Source organism: Pseudomonas sp. LAIL14HWK12:I1, assembly GCF_003202095.1.
GTDB classification, from domain to species: domain Bacteria; phylum Pseudomonadota; class Gammaproteobacteria; order Pseudomonadales; family Pseudomonadaceae; genus Aquipseudomonas; species Aquipseudomonas monteilii.
Map to the genome: position 1 here is coordinate 19,331 of NZ_QJKG01000012.1, position 18,960 is coordinate 38,290.

The following is an 18,960-nucleotide window of genomic DNA, read 5'->3' on the forward strand; positions in this document are numbered from 1 at the left end:
GGCCGATAACCGGTTATCCCCTGTTCCCCACCGAAGGTCACCATGGCCACGCAAAATGCCCGCGCGGACTCGTTGTCCCTGCTGCTGTTCACCCTGCGCAGCGGCAAGTTGATGGCAATCAACCTGCTCAAGGTCAGCGAGATCATCCCCTGCCCGCCGCTGACCAAGCTGCCCGAGGCGCACCCCCACGTAAAAGGCGTGGCGACCTTGCGCGGCCATTCGCTGTCGGTCATCGACCTGTCCCGCGCCATTGGCGAGCGGCCCCTGGCCGACCCGGACGGCGGCTGCCTGATCGTCACCGAGATCAGCCGGTCGCGCCAAGGCCTGCATGTGCAGGCGGTCAGCCGCATCGTGCATTGCCTGAGCACCGACATCAAACCGCCGCCCTTTGGCTCAGGCAACCGCTCGTTCATCACTGGCGTAACCCGCGTGGACAACACCCTGGTGCAGGTGCTGGACATCGAAAAAGTCATCCATGCCATCGCCCCACCGGTGGCCGAGCCGCATCACGGCACCTTGAGCGAAGAAGACGCCAGCCTGCTGGCCGCCGCCAATATCCTGGTGGTGGACGACAGCCAGGTAGCCCTGCAGCAGTCGGTGCACACCCTGCGCAACCTGGGCATCGAATGCCACACCGCGCGCAGCGCCAAGGATGCCATCAATGTACTGCTGGAGCTGCAAGGCACCGCGCAGGAGATCAACATCATCGTCTCCGACATCGAAATGAGCGAGATGGACGGCTACGCCTTCACCCGCACCTTGCGCGAAACGCCCGACTTCCAGCACCTGTACGTGCTGCTGCACACCTCGCTGGACAGCGCCATGAGCAGCGAAAAGGCAACCCAGGCAGGGGCCAACGCCATCCTCACCAAGTTCTCCTCACCGGAGCTGACCGATTGTCTGGTGGTGGCCGCGCGTACCGTGGTGTTCACCGAGCGCTGATATATTCAGCGACAACTTCCCCGGCTTGCCGCCGGGGGTGAGTCGGGCATAATTCGCGCCCCTCGGAAGAAAACTGCCGGAACTGCGTATGAAGTTTTTCAGCTCCATCCTGATCAGCTGCGCCCTCTTCAGCGGTATCGCACAGGCCTCCAGCAGCCAGGCCTGGAACGAGCAGCGCCAACAGATGCTCAAGGCCTGCCTGGCCGCCAGCCAGTTCAAGGACGCCCACGCCCGTGGCAAGCTCGCCGAGTTCGATGACCAGGTGGGCATGAGCGCGCTGCTGATCGAAGGCGTCTACCCACAGAAGCACATGCAGCAGCGCACCGGCACGGAGTTGTGCCTGTACGATCGCCAGCACCAGCGTGCCTTTGTCAGCGAGTGGAGCCCGGAGGCCAAGTGACCGACAGCTTGCGATTTGGCTGTACCGGTTGCGGCAAATGCTGCACGGGCCACCATGTACCGTTGACGCTTGATGAAGCGCGACGCTGGGCGGACGATGCCGGCCAGGTAGTGGTGCTGATCGAGGCGTTCATCGCCGACGGCCCCGGCATGCCGGCTGAACAGCGCGAGCATGTCATGCGCCGCTCCCATCCCGTGCACTGCGGTAACGGCGAAGCACGCGTGTCAGTAACCTTTGCCGCCTTCAACCCCGGGCGCTGCCGCAACCTCGACGACAACGACCTTTGCACGATCTACGACCAGCGCCCGCTGGTCTGTCGCATCTACCCGGTAGAGATCAACCCACACATTCCGCTGCGCCCGGACAACAAGGACTGCCCGCCAGAAGCCTGGCAGCAGGGGCCGGAACTGATCCACGGTACGCAACTGGTCGATGCGGAGCTGGAAGCGCTGGTGCAAGCCTCACGGCAGGCCGACCGGGATGACATTGCTGCCAAGGTGGCGGTGTGCCAGGCGCTGGGCATGACCACCAGTGCGCTCAAGGGGAATGGTTTTACAGCTTACCTGCCGGATATGGGGGCATTTGCCACTGCGCTGGCGCAGGTGCAGGGGGATCACGGGGGGCAGTGGACCTTGTATGTGCAGGATGAGGCGCTGGTCGCGAGTTTGCAGGGGCTTGGTTTGCGCACTACCAGCGAAACTCCGGTGTATTACGCCTTTATTGGTTTCTAGGCAAAACCTACGCGCGCCTACACGGGATCGCATTCTGCCGTGAGCGAAACTGACAGCGCTGTCAGCCAGCGGTCACGCTGCCGACCCGGTTCGGGGGCTATAAGCTGTATACAGACAGCCCTTCCCTCCCTTCTGGCCAAGGTGCCCGCACCGATGCGACGTCCGTCCCGCTCTGTCATCTTCGCCGCCCTGACGCTTCTTGTCCTGGTGGTAGCGGGCAGCTGGTACAGCCAGCGCCAGCCTGCACCCGCTGCCCGTGCGCAGGCGGCCATCCCCGTGCGCGTGGTCAGCGTCGCCCAGCAGGACGTGCCGCGGTACGCCAGCGCCATCGGGACAGTTCAGTCGCTGCACAGCGTCGAGGTGCGGCCACAAGTCGAGGGCGTGCTCACCCAGGTGCTGGTCAAGGAAGGGCAATGGGTCAAGGAAGGCGACCTGCTCGCCACCCTTGACGACCGCAGCATCCGCGCCAGCCTCGACCAGGCCCGCGCCCAGCTCGGCCAAAGCCAAGCTCAGATTCAGGTGGCCGGCGTCGACCTCAAGCGCTACCGCCTGCTCAGCAGCGACGACGGCGTATCCAAGCAGACCCTCGACCAGCAACAGGCGCTGGTCAACCAGTTGCAGGCCACCGTCAAGGGCAACCAGGCCGCCATCGCCAACGCAGAAGTGCAGCTTTCCTACACGCAGATCCGTTCACCGGTTACCGGGCGCGTCGGCATCCGCAATGTCGACCCAGGCAACCTGGTACGCACCAGCGATACCCAAGGCCTGTTCAGCGTCACCCAGATCGACCCCATCGCCGTCGAATTCGCCCTGCCGCAGCAGATGCTGCCAACCCTGCAAAGCCTGCTCAAGGCACCTACCCCGGCGCTGGTGCAGGCCTACATGGATGCCGACGGCGACCGCAGCCTGCTCGGTGAAGGCCACCTGGCACTGATCGACAACCAGATTTCCGGCACCACCGGTACCGTGCGGGTAAAGGCCGAGTTCGACAACAAGGACGGCCGACTGTGGCCGGGCCAGCTGGTCACCATCCGCCTGCGCACCGCCGTGGAAGAAAACGCCTTGGTGGTGCCGCCGCCGGTGGTGCAACGCGGCGTCGACGGGCACTTCGTCTACCGACTGGACGGCGACAAGGTCACCAGCGTGCCGGTGAAGGTGCTGTACCAGGACAGCGGGCTGAACATCATTGCCGGGGTCAAGCCGGGCGAGCGCCTGGTGCTCGATGGCCAGTCAAGGCTCAAGCCGGGCGCGCGGGTCGAGGTAACGCCTGATGCTCCCGCGCCGTCGGAAATGGCCGACCGCCGGAGCCAGCCATGAACACGCGCAACGGTGTTTCCGCCTGGTGCATCGACCACCCCATCGCCACCCTGCTGCTGACCTTTGCCCTGGTGCTGCTGGGGGCCATCGCCTTCCCACGCCTGCCGGTGGCGCCGTTGCCGGAGGCGGACTTCCCGACCATCCAGGTGACCGCCCAGCTGCCCGGCGCCAGCCCGGAAACCATGGCCTCATCGGTGGCCACGCCGCTGGAGGTGCAGTTCAGCGCCATCCCCGGCATAACCCAGATGACCAGCAGCAGCGCGCTGGGCTCGACCACCCTGATCCTGCAGTTCACCCTCGACAAGAACATCGACACCGCCGCCCAGGAAGTGCAGGCGGCGATCAACACCGCCACTGCGCGCCTGCCGCAAGACCTGCCCAACCCGCCAACCTGGCGCAAGGTCAACCCGGCCGACAGCCCGGTGCTGGTGCTGACGGTCAGCTCCGACCAGATGCCCGGCAACGACCTCAGCGACTACACCGAAACCCTGCTGGCCCGCCAGCTGAGCCAGATCGACGGGGTGGGCCTGATCAACATCACCGGCCAGCTGCGCCCGGCAATCCGCGTGCAGGCGCAGCCCGAGAAGCTGGCCGCCATCGGCCTGACCTTGGCCGACCTGCGTCAGGCCATCCAGCAGACCAGCCTGAACCTGGCCAAGGGCGCGCTGTACGGCGAGCACAGCGTGTCGACCATCGCCGCCAACGACCAGCTGTTCCACCCCGAGGACTACGCGCAACTGATCGTCTCGTACCGCGATGGCGCCCCGGTACACCTCAAGGACGTGGCCAAGGTGATCAACGGTGCCGAAAACGCCTACGTCAAGGCCTGGTCCGGCGACCAGCCAGGGCTGAACCTGGTGATCTTCCGCCAGCCCGGGGCCAACATCGTCGATACCGTAGACCGGGTGCTGGCCGCCCTGCCCCGACTGCAAGAGATGCTGCCAGCCTCGGTCGAAGTGTCGGTGCTGCAGGACCGCACCCAGACCATCCGCGCCTCACTGCACGAAGTGGAACTGACGCTGATGATCGCCGTGGCCCTGGTGATCGGGGTAATGGCACTGTTCCTGCGCCAGTGGTCGGCAACCATGGTGGTATCCAGCGTGCTGGGCGTGTCGCTGATCGCCAGCTGCGCGTTGATGTACATCCTGGGTTTCAGCCTGAACAACCTCACCCTGGTGGCCATCGTCATCTCCGTGGGCTTCGTGGTGGACGATGCCATCGTGGTGGTGGAGAACATCCACCGCCACCTGGAGGCCGGCGACGACAGCCGAACGGCGGCGCTCAAGGGTGCCGGGGAAATCGGCTTTACCGTGGTGTCGATCAGTTTCTCGCTGGTTGCCGCATTCATCCCGCTGCTGTTCATGGGCGGTGTGGTCGGGAGGCTGTTCAAAGAGTTTGCCCTGACCGCCACGGCCACCATCCTGATTTCGGTGGTGGTTTCGCTGACCTTGGCGCCAACCCTCTGCGCGCTGTTCATGCGCCGCCCACCCGGAGAACACAAGGGCGGCTTTGGCGAACGCCTGGTCGGGTGGTACGAAAAGGGCCTGAACCGCGCCCTCGCCCACCAGCGCCTGACCCTCGGTGTGTTTGGCGTGACCCTGGCGTTGGCGGTGGCCGGCTACGTGGCCATCCCCAAGGGGTTCTTCCCGCTGCAGGACACCGGTTTCATTCTGGGCACCAGCGAAGCAGCGGCGGATGTCTCGTACCCGTCGATGATCGAGAAGCACCAGGCGCTGGCCAAGATCATCGGGGCAGACCCGGCCGTGCGCGCGTTCTCCCATTCGGTGGGCGTTACCGGCAGCAACCAGACCATCGCCAACGGCCGTTTCTGGATCGCCCTCAAGCCACGCGGCGAGCGCGATGTGTCAGCCAGCGAACTGATCGACCGGCTACGGCCCAAGCTGGCCCAGGTACCGGGCATTGTCCTGTACATGCGCGCCGGCCAAGACATCAACCTCAGCTCAGGCCCGTCACGCACCCAGTATCAGTACGTGCTCAAGAGCAACGACGGCGAGGCCCTGAACCGGTGGACCCAGCGCCTGACCGACCGGCTGCGGGAAAACCCGGCGTTCCGCGACCTGTCCAACGACCTGCAACTGGGCGCCAGCGTCACCCGCATCGACATCGACCGCCAGGCCGCCGCGCGCTTCGGCCTGACCACCACCGATGTCGACCAGGCCCTGTACGACGCCTTCGGCCAGCGGCAGATCAGCGAATTCCAGACCGACACCAACCAGTACAAGGTGATCCTGGAACTGGATGCGCAGCAGCGTGGCAAGGCCGAGAGCCTCAACTACTTCTACCTGCGCTCGCCGCTGAGCAACGAAATGGTGCCGCTGTCGGCAGTCGCCCACGTGGCGCCGCCCAGCACCGGCCCCTTGTCGATCAGCCACGACGGCCTGTTCCCGGCGGCCAACCTGTCGTTCAACCTGGCCCCCGGCGTGGCCCTGGGCGATGCGGTGCGCATCCTCGACCGCACCCAGCGCGAGCTGGGCATGCCCGACTCCATCAGCGGCAACTTCCAGGGCGCGGCCCAGGCCTTCCAGAGTTCGCTGTCGAGCCAACCGTGGTTGATCCTGGCCGCGCTGGTGGCGGTGTACATCATCCTCGGCGTGCTGTACGAAAGCTTCGTCCACCCGCTGACCATCATTTCCACCCTGCCCTCGGCCGGCCTGGGTGCGCTGATATTGCTATGGGCCATGGGCCAGGACTTCAGCATCATGGGGCTGATCGGCGTGGTGCTGCTGATCGGCATCGTCAAGAAAAACGGCATCCTGCTGATCGACTTTGCCCTGGAAGCCCAGCGTCATCAGGGCCTGACGCCAGAGCAGGCGATTCATCAAGCGTGCCTGACGCGCTTCCGTCCGATCATCATGACCACCCTGGCAGCCTTGCTGGGCGCGGTGCCGCTGATGTTCGGCTTCGGCACCGGCGCCGAGTTGCGTCAGCCACTGGGCATTGCAGTGGTGGGCGGCCTGCTGGTGAGCCAGGCCCTGACGCTGTTCACCACCCCGGTCATATACTTGGCCCTGGAGCGCCTGTTACACCGCCGCCAGGCTGCCCGTGCGGCAGCGCCAAGTGCCAGCTAGGACAAGACCATGCGTGTGCTGATCATCGAAGACGAAGAAAAAACCGCCGACTACCTGCATCGTGGCTTGAGCGAACAGGGCTTTACCGTGGACCTGGCGCGGGACGGCATCGACGGCCTGCACCTGGCCCTGGAGGGCGATTACGCGGTGATCGTGCTGGATGTGATGCTGCCCGGCCTGGACGGCTATGGCGTGCTGCGCGCCTTACGCGCGCGCAAGCAGACGCCGGTGATCATGCTGACCGCCCGCGAACGGGTCGAAGACCGCATCCACGGCCTGCGTGAGGGTGCCGACGACTATCTCGGCAAGCCGTTCTCGTTCCTTGAACTGGTCGCCCGTCTTCAGGCCCTTACCCGCCGTAGCAGCAGCCACGAACCGCTCCAGGTGCAGGTGGCAGACCTGTGGATCGACCTGATGGCGCGCAAGGCCACCCGCGCCGGCCAGCGCCTGGACCTGACTGCCAAGGAGTTCTCGCTGCTGAGCGTACTGGCCAGGCGGCAGGGTGAAATCCTGTCGAAGACAGCAATTGCCGAGCTGGTCTGGGACATCAACTTCGACAGCGATGCCAACGTGGTTGAAGTGGCGATCAAGCGCCTGCGCGCCAAGCTGGACGGGCCTTTCGACAACAAGCTGCTGCACACCATCCGAGGCATGGGCTATGTCCTGGAAAACCGTGCGGGGTAATTCCATTGCCCTGCGCCTGTCGGCGCTGTTCATCCTGGTAGCACTGGGCGTGTTCGTGTTGATCGGCTTGGCACTTTACCGCCAGGTCGACCACAGCCTGGACTTGCTGCCGCAAGCCGAACTGGACGCACGCTTCAGCGTGCTCGAATCCACCCTCAACCGATTCGGTACGCCAGACCACTGGGCCAAGATCAACAACAAGCTCAACCTGCTCAGCGAAGAAGACAAACGCATCCGCTTCTGGGTGGTCAGCAGCAACCCGGCCTACGAGTACGGCCACCCCAGCGAGCTGGTACGGGCGTTCGCCGAAGGCCCGCAGGGTATGCGCGACCTGCGCCTGCCCGACCGCCCCTACCCTTACAAGGTGCTGGTCAGCGAACTGCCGGCGATGGGCGAGCGGCCACCGCTACGCTTTCTGATCGGCATCGACACCGAAACCTTCTGGCAGGCGCAGCACAGCCTGCTGGTGGCGATTGTCGGGTTGGCAGTGCTTGGCGTACTGCTGGCCTCAGTGCTGGGCTACTGGGTGGCGCGCATTGGCCTGCGCCCGTTGCTGGCGTTGTCCAACGAGGCCCAGGCCTTGGCCCCGCCACGCCTGGACGGGCGCTTGAAGACCCACGCGCTGGCCCCGGAACTGGCGCAGTTTGCCGGCGCCTTCAACGCTGCGCTCGACCGCGTGAGTCAGGCCTACTCGCGGCTGGAAGCCTTTAACGCTGACGTTGCCCATGAACTGCGCTCCCCGCTCACCAACCTGATAGGCCAGACCCAGGTAGCACTCACCCGAGGCCGCAGCGCCGAGCATTACTTCGAAGTGCTGCAATCCAACCTGGAAGAGCTGGAGCGCCTGCGCAGCATCATCAACGACATGCTGTTTCTGGCCAGTGCCGACCAGGGCAGCAAGGCCACTGCCCTGATTCAGGCCTCGCTGGCCGAGGAAGTGGCAACCACGCTCGACTACCTGGACTACATCCTCGAAGACGCGCAGGTCAGCGTGAACGTAAGCGGCGATGCCCACGCCCCCATCGAAAAAGCCCAACTGCGCCGGGCGTTGATCAACCTGCTGAACAACGCCGTGCAACATACGGCGCCACACCAGGTGATTCAGGTGCAGATCGATGCCGGGCCGGAGCAGGTCAGCATCGCTGTGAGCAACCCGGGGCCGGCGATTGACGATGAGCACCTGCCGTTGCTGTTCGAGCGCTTCTACCGGGTGGATGCGGCGCGCAGCAACAGCGGTGGGGGTAACCATGGGTTGGGGCTGGCCATCGTCAAGGCGATTGCGCTGATGCATGGGGGTGAGGTGTTCGTGCGCAGTGGTGCAGGTGCCAATACTTTCGGTATCCGCTTGCCAGCGCTGAGGCCTGCGCGCTCGGTGCAGGACCGTGTCTAGGACGGGGGTTTGCGGCGAAAGTCCTATTGCTTTTCCATGGATCGTTACCTTTTGCGCAACAGTGCTTATCGCACTCAGGTCTGTTTCCAGTGCATTGAAAGGACTAACTTTACCCCCGTCCTCATTAGCACTTGCCCCGCAAGAAGGTAGTTTCAAATGTCCAACAGTATGGGTATTGCCAGCGTCTTCGTCCTGTCTTCCCTGTTGTTGTCGCCCCTGGCCATGGCCGAAGAATCCAGCGCTTTCGTCACCCGTAATGCAGCGCTCGCCGCCGTCCACCAAGAGGCCCGCGACGCTGTAGCTGCAAACAAGTCTGACGCCGCCAAAGACGCAAAACAGACAGCTTCCAAAGTTTCTGTCGATGCCAATGCCGACAGCTGATCAAGCGCTGTTGCTGCTCCCGATTTCCCTTGGCTACGCCATGGGCACCACCGGTGCCGATATGTTAGCCTTTTAAAGCCGCTGCCGATCAGCGGCTTTTTTTATGTGCTTTAACGCTCAGCCCGGCTGTAACGTCTACTTATAAGAAAGACGCACATTCAAAAATAAAAACTGCCCCACCGTCACACCAAAGGAGCTAGTACCGGTGCCTTCCGCGTTTCGTTTCACCCCGCTGTTCATTGCGTTGACTGCAACGATCCCTTTCGCCGCCCAGGCAGATGAAGACAAGGCTGATGGCTTCATCGAAGGGTCGTCCTTCAACCTGCATTTCCGTAATGCCTACTTCAACCGCGACAACCACAACGCCGGCGTGCGCGACACCCGCGAGTGGGGCCAGGGCGCGGTTGCACGCTTCGAGTCGGGCTACACCCCGGGTGTGGTCGGCTTTGGCCTGGACGCCCATGCCATGCTGGGCCTGAAGCTCGATGGCGGTGGCGGCCATGCTGGCACCAGCATCCTGCCCGAGCACATCAAGGACGACGGCGAGCTGGGCGCTGCCCCGCACTCGTTCTCCACGGCTGGTGCTGCAATCAAGCTGAAAGCCTTCGACACCGAGCTGAAAGCCGGTGACCTGTTCCTCACCAACCCGGTGATCGCGGGCGGCGAAACCCGCATGCTGCCGCAGACCTTCCGTGGCGTGAGCCTGACCAACACCAGCATCGACGGCCTGCTGCTCGAAGGCGGCCAGGTGAGCTTCACCCACCCGTACAACCAGAGTGGCCACCGCCGTATCGACACCTACTACGGCGCGCTGAACGAACACGACAAGAGCAAGCACCTGAACTGGGCCGGCGCGTCGTGGAGCGGTATCCCGAACATCACCGCCAACCTGTATGCCGCCGAGCTGAAGGACATCTGGAACCAGTACTACGCTGACTTCGACTACACCTATGTGGTCAACGACCTGGTCAGCCTGAACCCGGGCGTGCACTTCTACCACACCCAGGACACCGGCCAGGCCCTGCTGGGCAAGATCGACAACAACACCTACAGCGTTCACTTCACCGTCAACGCCGGGTTCCACAGCGTCACCGCCGCCTACCAGCGGGTAAACGGCAACACGCCGTTTGACTACATCAACCTGGGCGACAGCGTGTACCTGGACAACTCGCGCATGTACTCGGACTTCAACGCGCCGAACGAGCGTTCGTGGAAGCTGCAGTACAACTATGACTTCGCCGGGCTCGGCGTGCCTGGCCTGACCACCTCGCTGTCTTACTCGCGCGGTGAAGCCGACCTGACCAAGGCGGTGCAGGACACCACGCACTACGACTACTACCGTGAAGATGGCAAGAACGCCATGCACTGGGAGCGCGACCTGGACGTGAAATACGTGTTCCAGGAGGGTGACCTGAAAGACCTGTCGGTGCTGGTGCGCTATGCCACCCATCGTGGTAGCCAGGGTTATGCGTCGATCGACAGCAACAGCGACAACGATGAAGTGCGGGTGATCGTGGATTACCCACTGAACGTGTTCTGATCGCCGTTTGTAAGCAATAAATCTAACCCTGTGGGAGCGGGTTCACCGAGGCGTCGAACCGCCGCGAACACCGACAAAGCCGGTGCCAAGCACCGCGGTGGATTCTTCGCGGGTAAACCTGCTCCCACATTTGTTTCGGGCCAGTATCGCCTGTGACAAACTACGCGACCTCCTTTTTTGTTCGACGCAGTATCGAGCCATACGGTCGTATGGTAGTAAAAATAGTTTTCAACTGATAACTGTTCAAATTGAATTTCTATTTCAACCGCGCCTTGATTTGTAATACTCTCAATCCGCCTGCAAAACCATTAGGAGAGTAAGAAAAGCTATAAAGTGACTCAGCAATTCGGTGTACATCTGCCTCGCTACAGAGGGCATGATTTAGTAAATCTATTGAAATTTGCTTAAATGACTCATAGATTATTTTTTTCTGTTCGATTGTTGCCAACATCGGCTGCGAAACGTTAATGGCCTCTACGTGATAAAACTTTGAGATATCTTCTAGCAGAGATACGGGATTGTTGTAATTGAGGTTAAGTTCTTCACCAAGCTTGATTGTTAAGGCATTCGCCTCATAAAACTCAGGGAAGTAGGGATGGCAAAACTGACTACTCAGACAAGGCTCTTCAAATATTGAGACCCCGCTTTCTGACAATGAATCACTGATAGATCTCAAGGCATCTACTCTATTATGTAAATGCATCAGCAGGAAACGGCTATAGGTGCAATCGAAGCCCCCCGTTACTTCAGTTCGAATACTGATGTCACTGCACTCAAAGCTGATATTGCTAAGATTATTTTTCCTTGCAGTTTCCCTTGCAATTTCAAGTTGACTCTCGGATATATCTCTACCTATGATTCTCCCCCCGTGTGGAATCAAGGCTTTCGCCAAGGCGCATGTCATATGCCCATGGCCACACCCTATCTCCAAAATTGATGCTGGCGCCTGAGTGTTAAACACTTGTTTTTGTAAAAAAACTAAGCTTGAGGGGTTATATATTTCATTTAATATTTTTAGACGATTTTCGTCATCTAATCCAGTTGCAAGCCTGTAGTCTTTCATACAAAGATCCTGTTTTATCTTTTTACTGGCGAAATCAAACCCCTGGCAAGATTAAGCCGCCTGTAAGTTCGCAAACGATTTTTGTGCTGTTGCCTGTAATGCTGGAGATCTGATGTAAGATCCCCAACACAAAAGTAAAGGGCCTCAGTTATTTCGCATATTTTATAGTTTGGCCAGGGTTTGTTTGTTAACTGCAAAAGCTGCGAGAAAGCATTAGAACCATGACAATGTAAGTAAATATATACGAATACGGTGCTTCGGCTTACGCCCGCGTGGCAGTGAAAAAGTATTTTTGTACCGACCAAGGTTTCCAATGCGCTGATGTCGTTCATGTATTTTTTTACGGTTGACGCCATGTGTTCAAGATTTGCGCTTTGCTCTTGATCATAGAGTTCGTAAATAAAATGCTTGGCTGGCTGATAATCTAAGTACTCAGTTATTTGAGTGCCGGGATCGATGAAGGAGAAAATTATGTCAGGCGCCCATTCTTGACAGGTGACATTTAGCTTTTGCAAGCAAGTGACCTTTAAATTGTTACCAGTGATCATTTTGGCTGTCTCCATTAAGTATTTCAGATATTCGACTTCTTGTGTTTGATGTAACCTCATCAGGTAGCCTGCTCAAGTTGAACCACCCAATATTTGCTATTTCATGATGATCTTGAATTTTTGGGGCGCCTAAAAAATCAGTTACCTTATAAAGTAAGACGTAGTCATGCTGATGCCTCCATTTATTTAAGAGTGCGGACACGAGTAATGGATTGGAAATCTTAAGGCCTGTTTCCTCTAGTACTTCCCTGCAGACGGCCGCGCGCGGTGTTTCTCCTGCTATTAATCCTCCTCCTGGTAAATGCCAGCCAACACGATAAGTATGCTGTATTAGAAGGACTTGCTGTTTATTATTAAATATTACGGCTTTAACACCTAGACTAGGGGATCCGAGAATTGACTTAATTTTGCTTGCGATACTCTCAAGTAAATAGATTTTCATATTATGACTTGTTCAAGATTGAGCACTGTATTGTATTTTTTGAAAACAGCGCTCTTTATATGTTGGGCTAGTGCTATGACGTCGCCTCCGGTTGCCTGGCAAATATTTACAATAAAGCCGCCGTGAAGTTCGGATATCATGGCACCCCCAACTCGAAATCCTTTCATCCCTAACGCCTCTATCATTTCACCTACCCTAAGTTCATGATCCGGTCTTTTAAACACGCTTCCGGCGTTCGGTAGGATATATGGTATTGTAATACTACGCTTATTGAGAATGGCTTCCGCTAACACAGCGACCGATTGGTCAAGTGCACTTCGGGCAAACTCAAATTTTGCTTGTATGATAATCTCTCTGCTTCCCTGAAAGATGCTGGCTCGATAAGAGCTCTTTAGCTCGCCCTTGTTATAAGTGGTGATTAATGCGTTTTCAACATTGATAGTTGTTACCTCTACTAATGTATGATGAATATCACAGTCGAAAGCTCCGGCATTCATATAAATAGCTCCACCGACTGTGCCAGGTATTCCAATTAATCTTTCGAGGCCTGTCAGATTTCTGTCAATTGATTCTTGAACGAGTGCCTGTAGCCGGACTGAGTTATTTACTGTGCATAAATTGTCCTCCCAAGTGATTTTTTTAGGCATCCGCTGCATGAGTAAAAATGATGTGTCGCAATCATAGTTGGTCTTACTGAGGATAACATTGCTACCACCTCCAAGAATTATTCGATTCGTTCCCTCGCTGTGTGCTATTGCGGATTTCAGCTCAGTCAAACTGGTTGGTGAGTACGCACGCTCTGCACTCGAGGTAATACAATAAGAATTTAATTCTGTGAGGTCAGTTTTTTGTGGAGCTATCATAGGTTATCTGCCCTCCGAGTATTTGGGCGTTGCTTATTATTCTTGAATAGCCACGCAGTATTTGATTAAAGGCGGTTATATTAATATGACATCCGCTTGAGATAGCTAATAGAACAATTGCCATTCCGCCTCTCAGATCTGGAGCAGATACGTTTATTGATATTTGACTTGCTTTCTTTTTGAACCCGTTGATCGAAATTATATTTTCGAAGCAGGAAATTTCTGCGCCAATTTTCCTGAGCTCATCGACATAATTTGTGCGGCATGGCATAACCATGTCTCTAATTATATTTTTTGAACTAAGGGTGCAGCAAAGAGCGGCTAAAATAGGTTGCAGGTCAGTGGGAAAACCTGGATAAGGGCGCGCTATCATTTCGAGAGACTGATGTTCGTCAAATACTCTGCCATCGATCAGGATGTCACCTGCGCCCAATAGGTAGTAAGCGCACTTCAAACGATCAAGTACTTGAAGTGGTTCACTCATAAATTGAGTCGGGCAGTTTTTAAGCAGCACCAATTTTCTAACAGCCACCGATGCAAAAGCATAAGAACTGGCCTCGATTCGGTCATAAATGGGTTTGTGCTTGACTCCTTGTAGTGTTTGATTGCTCACGGGCACTACAATCAAGTCACTACCGTTTCGTAAGATTTTTGTACCGGCTTTATTGAGAAAGGCTATAACATCATCAATTTCTGGCTCCAAGGCCGCATTCTGGATGGTTACTGTTGAATTCATGCTACCAGTGGCACAAGAAAATAGTGCTTGAAGTGTAGCGCCAACAGATGGGTATGGTAATTGTAGTGTTTTTATAGGTTCAGCAGTTTTGGCACATGATATTTCGTCATCGTTATAGCTTACGGTGTTTCCGAGCTTGGTTAGGCACTCCACATGATAATCGAAAGGACGGTTGAGATCGCAGCCACCCGGGACCGAAACTTTCGCACTTCCAGTACGAGAGCTCAATATACCGAGCAGTAATAAGCTGTATCGCGTATCAGAGCACTCTTTAAAACAGGCTTCGGAGCAAATAGGACCACGCGCATCAATGATTAGTCGATCCTTTTCTTGGATGCAGTGAGCACCTAGCTTGGATAGGATTGCAATCATGGTTTTAACATCATCAATATGATCATCATCAATTTCCAGAAGTGTGACCCCTTCAATGAGTATGGAGGCTACCAATAATGGAAGCGTTGAGTTTTTCGAGGGTGATATATGAATCGTAGGTATTAGATTTAGATCGTAATTTAACGGTGTAAGAATTGCATTATTCACCTCAAACCTCCGGCACAATAAAATTGATATTTTTGTTGAATTGTTCAGTATTTTTTGCATAAATTGAGATGAACATCCGACAGACGGAGTCTATTTTCTCCGCTGTTACATGCCTTCCGTCATGCTGCCAAGCCGCTGGCAGGGCTGAGGATTGAAAGAACATCTCAAATGCAGGAAAGTATGAAACGCTTTCTAGATCTGGGTGCTCATCAAATAATTCATGAATTGCAGCAACCAGATTGGATTTCGACCTGACATTTGCAATCCGAGGATCGTAAGGTACACCGCTGGTTTTTAACGGTATCGGAGATACTGTAAATATAATTGGTACTGCACTGTGGTGCGCGGAATGAATAACATTTATTATTTCAAGAAGGTCAGATTTAATTTCACTTACAGTCTGAAAGCGGTTGCGAAAGATGAGTGGCTTGTCTGAAATAATATTTCGCAGAGGGGCCCGATTTAAGTAATGCCACTCATCCCCAATTTTTTGCTCCCAAATCTCGCTGAGACCGATTGTGATAATGAAGGCGGTAGAGTTCTTTATTGCTTCTTTTCCATGGTTTATTAATTTGACCTGCTCCTCTGACAGCTCAAATCTGGAGTCTTTATTGATAGGGTGTCTCTTTGCGTCATGAAAACGGACCGTACCGTCAGATGATTCAACCGCCCAAGTAATGTTTCTCTGTACTTTATTCGCACAAATAGACAACTCATTGAGTATAGTTTTTGTATTGTAATGAAGACCCCAGTCAGGAGCTGTAGTACAGATATTATGCAAAGATATCCAGCGTGCGAAATTAACTGCAAAGCAGCTTCCAATTGATAGAATTTTCGAGCGTTCCGTTAACCACCTGCTTGCATTTCGTGTCTTGTACAGGGACTGCGTGGAATTGCTCCACCTTGCACCTAGAAAATCCATGTCTTTATATTTCTTCATCGCTGTTCTCGGTGATCGTGCCGTAGGTTTTATCTGAGTAGTAACTAGCGACACTGATCGTAGAATAAATTGCGACGAGAAATACGGTAAATTACCGTAGGGAATTTCAACTAACAATGTAGGAAAACTTCAGCAATCGGACTTTTCTCAACATTTTCAATAGGTTACGGTTTCCCCATCACTTGTAACTGATGCACTCGCTTTGCGGGATGTGAAATATTGCAGCTACGAAAATATTTATTACGAATCAACAGGTGCAAGGACAAACTGAACTAGCTATTGCGCGTGCATTCCTCATGAGGTGTGCAATAGAAGCATTCAGTGCGAGGGAGATGTCAATTTTCGCGCAACAAAGTCAAGAGAGCCAGGTGTGGAAGTACCTGGCGCGGCTCTGGCGGACAGATGAAAGGGCTTTAAGCGGGAGGTAGACTTACTCGGCGGAGATAATGCAAAGCTGGGATTATTAAAATTCCTGTTCAAAACTTCCTACTGGTAACAATTCCAGAAAAATTTAAACAGTCATTGACGCGAATGGCTTGAATTTCACTCAGGGAGGATATTGGAAAAAAATTGTATTCGGAATGTTCACTACTCAAGGTTATTTTTGAAATTTCACTTATACTGCAACGGAAGATAAAGGCCTTTGAGTTATAGTGCTTGTGATAATATACGCCTGTCAGTGTAGCAGCGGTGATTGGCTGGCTTAGTTCTTCAAGGCACTCCCTGACTAATGCTTCATGAATAGTTTCCCCAACTTCTAATGCTCCGCCGGGAAGCCCCCAAGAAAAGCTTCCGTAATTTGCCTTTAATAGAAGCACTTCATTGTTTTCGTTAAGTATCACAGCATGAGAACTCAAGCGAAATGTATCGTCAAATGCCATGTGTCAAACCTTAAGCAGCTTAATGATATGATCGTAAGTAGGTTAGTACCTATCGCAGTTTAGTCAAAAAAGAAAATGTTTTAAGTTGTGACGAACGCTGAAAGGTGCTCGGCACCACATGTTCCGCGCCTATGGAATAACCCAGTGGGACCGGGTTCACCCGCGAACACCGGCGAAGCCGGTGCCATGCACCGCGTGGCTCCCTTCGCGGGACAAGCCCGCTCCCACAGTGGACACTGTTCTCTGCGCGACAGCGCAGTCCGCAGGGCTGGGCAATCTCCCACAGGGTTCGGCGAGAAGCCGGAATACAGCTCTGCGTGATTCCGTCGGACAAATCTTGTTCGACAATCCGCGCTTCCCTAGAATGTCGCCGCCGCGAATGGCCCTGCCCACGCAGTAGCGAGCATGCCCACCCGATTACCGCGCTTCGCATTCCTCAGGTCGCACCCCGAGCTGACCCTCAATCTGGGCAGCTGCCTTGCCGTGCTCGCCATCGTCGCCATCGTCAGCTACTTGCTGGCGCGGGAACGCGATAGCGTCGAGCTGTCGGCCATTCGCTCGTCCAGCAACATCGTTCAGTTGATCGAAAGCGACATCCTGCGCAACGCCGAACTCTACGATCAGTCCCTTCGGGGCCTGATCTGGGCTGTCGGACGCAAGGAACTGCCGGAAATCCCCGCCCCGCTACGCCAGCGCCTGCTATTCAATGAAACCTTCGTCGACCGCAAACGCGGTGATGTGCTGTGGCTGGACAAACAAGGCAACGTAGTGGGCGACTCCACCAGTAGCGTGCCGCGCAAGGCCAACTTCGGCGATACCGGGGTGTTCAAGGCGCATCAGAACAACGCCAACCTCGGTTTGCTGGTGGGCCCGCCGTTCAAGGCCAAACTGGGCGACCTGGACTGGTGTATCAGTTTCAGCCGGCGTATCTCTGGCCCCAATGGCGAATTCGCCGGCCTGGCGGCAGGGGCATTGCGCCTGTCGTACTTCAGCGAGCTGTTCCAGCGCCTGGACATCGGTGACGACAGCAGCATCAACCTGTTCAACACCGACGGGCAGTTGCTTGCCCGCCAGCCCTCGCGCACGCAGGACCCACTGATCGGCACCAACTATGCCGAGCGGCCCAACTTCAAGCGTATTCTCAGCGAACAGAGTGGCAACTTCACCGCACGCTCCGGGAGCGACGGCAACTCACGCATCTATACCTTTGCCCGTGTCGCGCAGTTGCCGCTGATCGTACTGGTGGTTCACTCCACAGACGAGGTGTTCCAGTCGTGGCGACGTACCGCGATTCTGGTCAGCGTCGCTACCGGCGTGCTCTGCGTGGGCATTCTCTGGCTGACCCTGCTGCTGGGCCGCGAACTGCGCCGCCGCCAGGAAGCCGAGCGAGGCCTGGCAACCCTGGCTGCCACCGACAGCCTAACGGGCCTGGCCAACCGGCGCCGCCTGGACCAGGTGCTGCGCCACGAATGGGCTCGCGCGCAACGCAACCGCAAACCGCTGGCCGTGCTGATGGTGGATGTGGACCATTTCAAGGCGTTCAACCAGCGCCATGGCCATGCCGGTGGCGACCATGCTCTGCGTGAGGTGGCCAAAGCCATCGAAGCGTGCATCCGCCGCCCGGCCGACCTGGCTGCGCGTTATGGTGGGGAGGAGTTTCAGGTGGTGCTGCCGGAAACCGACCTGGTCGGCGCCCGACTACTGGCCGAACGCATACGCGCCAGCGTCGAGGCGCTAGCGCCGTTTGCCGATGATGCCCACGCGGTAACGGTGAGCATCGGTATCGGCCTGTCCGGCATCCAGCACGACCTGGCCGGGGTGCTGGGTGCTGCGGACGAAGCGCTCTACCGGGCCAAGGCCATGGGCCGCAACCGGGTAGAGGGGCCTCGGGATTAAGAACGGGCGCGGGTCGCGTTGCGCAGGGCCTTGACCTGGTCATGGTTGCGCTGCACGCCTTGCAGCTGTTTTTCCACCAGGCTGTAGGTCATGTCGCTGGCGGTGCGGCCCAGTTTCACCAGTTTTTCGCGGGCTTCCTTGTAGGCTTTAAGCGCGTGGTCCTCGCCCCGCTCCACCTCGTTGAGCACCGCTTCTTCATCCTTGCCGGTGACCATCGACTTCAGGTTGACCCAGCCACGGTGCAGGTCGCCGCTGATGCTGGTGGAGGTTTCCGGGTCGCCGCCCAGACGGCGTACTTCGCTTTGCAGTTCGCCTGCAGCATTGGCGCACTCGCCAGCACGCTGAACGAAGAACGCTTTCAACTCTGGGTTCTTCACATCATCGGCCGAGGTCTTGAAGCCTTTCTCGCCATCCTTGCTGTACTCGATCAGGTCGTTGAGCACATCGATCACGTCTTTGTTGGGGTTGCTCATGGTACGAACTCCTTGGCAGGTGATAGTCATCTGTAAGGGAGCAGTGTTCGTGCCAAGCCTCAATCAAAAAATAAATCCATTATTTTCAATAACTTATTCAATTC

At 56.6% G+C, this 18,960-nt stretch carries 18 protein-coding genes; 10 read left to right on the top strand and 8 right to left on the bottom strand.

Annotated features, from left to right (window positions below; translation table 11 throughout):
• The first annotated feature begins 42 nt into the window (after nucleotides 1-42).
• The 9 genes from D906_RS23865 to D906_RS23905 all read left to right on the top strand — a co-directional run bounded on the left by D906_RS23865 (nucleotide 43) and on the right by D906_RS23905 (nucleotide 10,474).
• Nucleotides 43-942: a chemotaxis protein gene (locus D906_RS23865; protein ID WP_019099759.1), complete on the top strand. Its 900-nt coding sequence runs from the start codon at nucleotides 43-45 to the stop codon at nucleotides 940-942.
• An 88-nt stretch (nucleotides 943-1,030) separates the two neighbouring features.
• On the top strand, nucleotides 1,031-1,342 hold the full coding sequence (locus D906_RS23870) for a hypothetical protein (RefSeq protein WP_019099758.1): 312 nt from the start codon (nucleotides 1,031-1,033) through the stop codon (nucleotides 1,340-1,342).
• On the top strand, nucleotides 1,339-2,073 hold the full coding sequence (locus tag D906_RS23875; RefSeq protein ID WP_027615745.1) for a YkgJ family cysteine cluster protein: 735 nt from the start codon (nucleotides 1,339-1,341) through the stop codon (nucleotides 2,071-2,073). The genes D906_RS23870 and D906_RS23875 overlap by 4 nt, the downstream gene beginning before the upstream one ends.
• 153 nt (nucleotides 2,074-2,226) lie before the next feature.
• Nucleotides 2,227-3,390 carry an efflux RND transporter periplasmic adaptor subunit gene (locus D906_RS23880; RefSeq protein ID WP_019099756.1) on the top strand — a complete coding sequence of 388 codons (1,164 nt, stop codon included), beginning with the start codon at nucleotides 2,227-2,229 and terminating at the stop codon, nucleotides 3,388-3,390.
• A complete protein-coding gene (locus tag D906_RS23885; RefSeq protein ID WP_027615746.1) occupies nucleotides 3,387-6,479 on the top strand; it encodes a multidrug efflux RND transporter permease subunit in 3,093 nt (1,030 codons plus the stop codon). Before D906_RS23880 ends, D906_RS23885 begins: the two co-directional genes overlap by 4 nt.
• Before the next feature lie 9 nt (nucleotides 6,480-6,488).
• A complete protein-coding gene (locus tag D906_RS23890) occupies nucleotides 6,489-7,163 on the top strand; it encodes a heavy metal response regulator transcription factor (RefSeq protein WP_012270545.1) in 675 nt (224 codons plus the stop codon).
• Nucleotides 7,138-8,553, top strand: a complete 1,416-nt coding sequence (locus D906_RS23895; RefSeq protein WP_019099754.1) for a heavy metal sensor histidine kinase — start codon at nucleotides 7,138-7,140, stop codon at nucleotides 8,551-8,553. The genes D906_RS23890 and D906_RS23895 overlap by 26 nt, the downstream gene beginning before the upstream one ends.
• A 156-nt stretch (nucleotides 8,554-8,709) precedes the next feature.
• Nucleotides 8,710-8,934, top strand: coding sequence for a hypothetical protein (locus tag D906_RS23900; protein ID WP_019099753.1), 225 nt, complete (start codon nucleotides 8,710-8,712; stop codon nucleotides 8,932-8,934).
• 205 nt (nucleotides 8,935-9,139) lie between these two features.
• The gene (locus tag D906_RS23905; RefSeq protein WP_027615747.1) at nucleotides 9,140-10,474 is read left to right on the top strand and encodes an OprD family porin; all 1,335 of its coding nucleotides are present in this window, start codon (nucleotides 9,140-9,142) and stop codon (nucleotides 10,472-10,474) included.
• 256 nt (nucleotides 10,475-10,730) lie between these two features.
• Here D906_RS23905 and D906_RS23910 read toward each other — a convergent pair whose 3' ends face one another.
• The 7 genes from D906_RS23910 to D906_RS23940 all read right to left on the bottom strand — a co-directional run bounded on the left by D906_RS23910 (nucleotide 10,731) and on the right by D906_RS23940 (nucleotide 16,487).
• Nucleotides 10,731-11,537, bottom strand: a complete 807-nt coding sequence (locus D906_RS23910) for a trans-aconitate 2-methyltransferase (RefSeq protein WP_081741886.1) — start codon at nucleotides 11,535-11,537, stop codon at nucleotides 10,731-10,733.
• 14 nt (nucleotides 11,538-11,551) lie between these two features.
• Entirely contained in the window at nucleotides 11,552-12,085 is a 534-nt protein-coding gene (locus D906_RS23915; protein WP_158286000.1) for a dual specificity protein phosphatase family protein, read from the bottom strand.
• A complete protein-coding gene (locus tag D906_RS27155; protein ID WP_081741887.1) occupies nucleotides 12,072-12,527 on the bottom strand; it encodes an NUDIX domain-containing protein in 456 nt (151 codons plus the stop codon). The genes D906_RS23915 and D906_RS27155 overlap by 14 nt, the downstream gene beginning before the upstream one ends.
• The gene (gene murB / locus D906_RS23925; protein ID WP_081741888.1) at nucleotides 12,524-13,390 is read right to left on the bottom strand and encodes a UDP-N-acetylmuramate dehydrogenase; all 867 of its coding nucleotides are present in this window, start codon (nucleotides 13,388-13,390) and stop codon (nucleotides 12,524-12,526) included. Before murB ends, D906_RS27155 begins: the two co-directional genes overlap by 4 nt.
• Nucleotides 13,368-14,666 (bottom strand): hypothetical protein, encoded by a 1,299-nt coding sequence (locus D906_RS23930; protein ID WP_158286001.1) that lies wholly within the window; start codon nucleotides 14,664-14,666, stop codon nucleotides 13,368-13,370. Before D906_RS23930 ends, murB begins: the two co-directional genes overlap by 23 nt.
• Before the next feature lies 1 nt (nucleotide 14,667).
• The gene (locus D906_RS23935) at nucleotides 14,668-15,606 is read right to left on the bottom strand and encodes a GSCFA domain-containing protein (RefSeq protein ID WP_081741890.1); all 939 of its coding nucleotides are present in this window, start codon (nucleotides 15,604-15,606) and stop codon (nucleotides 14,668-14,670) included.
• Nucleotides 15,607-16,082: 476 nt separating this feature from the next.
• Entirely contained in the window at nucleotides 16,083-16,487 is a 405-nt protein-coding gene (locus D906_RS23940; RefSeq protein WP_081741891.1) for an NUDIX hydrolase, read from the bottom strand.
• Nucleotides 16,488-16,892: 405 nt separating this feature from the next.
• On the opposite strand from D906_RS23940, the gene D906_RS23950 reads away from it, so the two are divergent.
• A complete protein-coding gene (locus D906_RS23950; RefSeq protein ID WP_027615748.1) occupies nucleotides 16,893-18,383 on the top strand; it encodes a sensor domain-containing diguanylate cyclase in 1,491 nt (496 codons plus the stop codon).
• Here D906_RS23950 and D906_RS23955 read toward each other — a convergent pair.
• Nucleotides 18,380-18,856, bottom strand: coding sequence for a PA2169 family four-helix-bundle protein (locus tag D906_RS23955; protein WP_027615749.1), 477 nt, complete (start codon nucleotides 18,854-18,856; stop codon nucleotides 18,380-18,382). The genes D906_RS23950 and D906_RS23955 overlap by 4 nt on opposite strands.
• Between the last annotated feature and the right edge of the window lie 104 nt (nucleotides 18,857-18,960).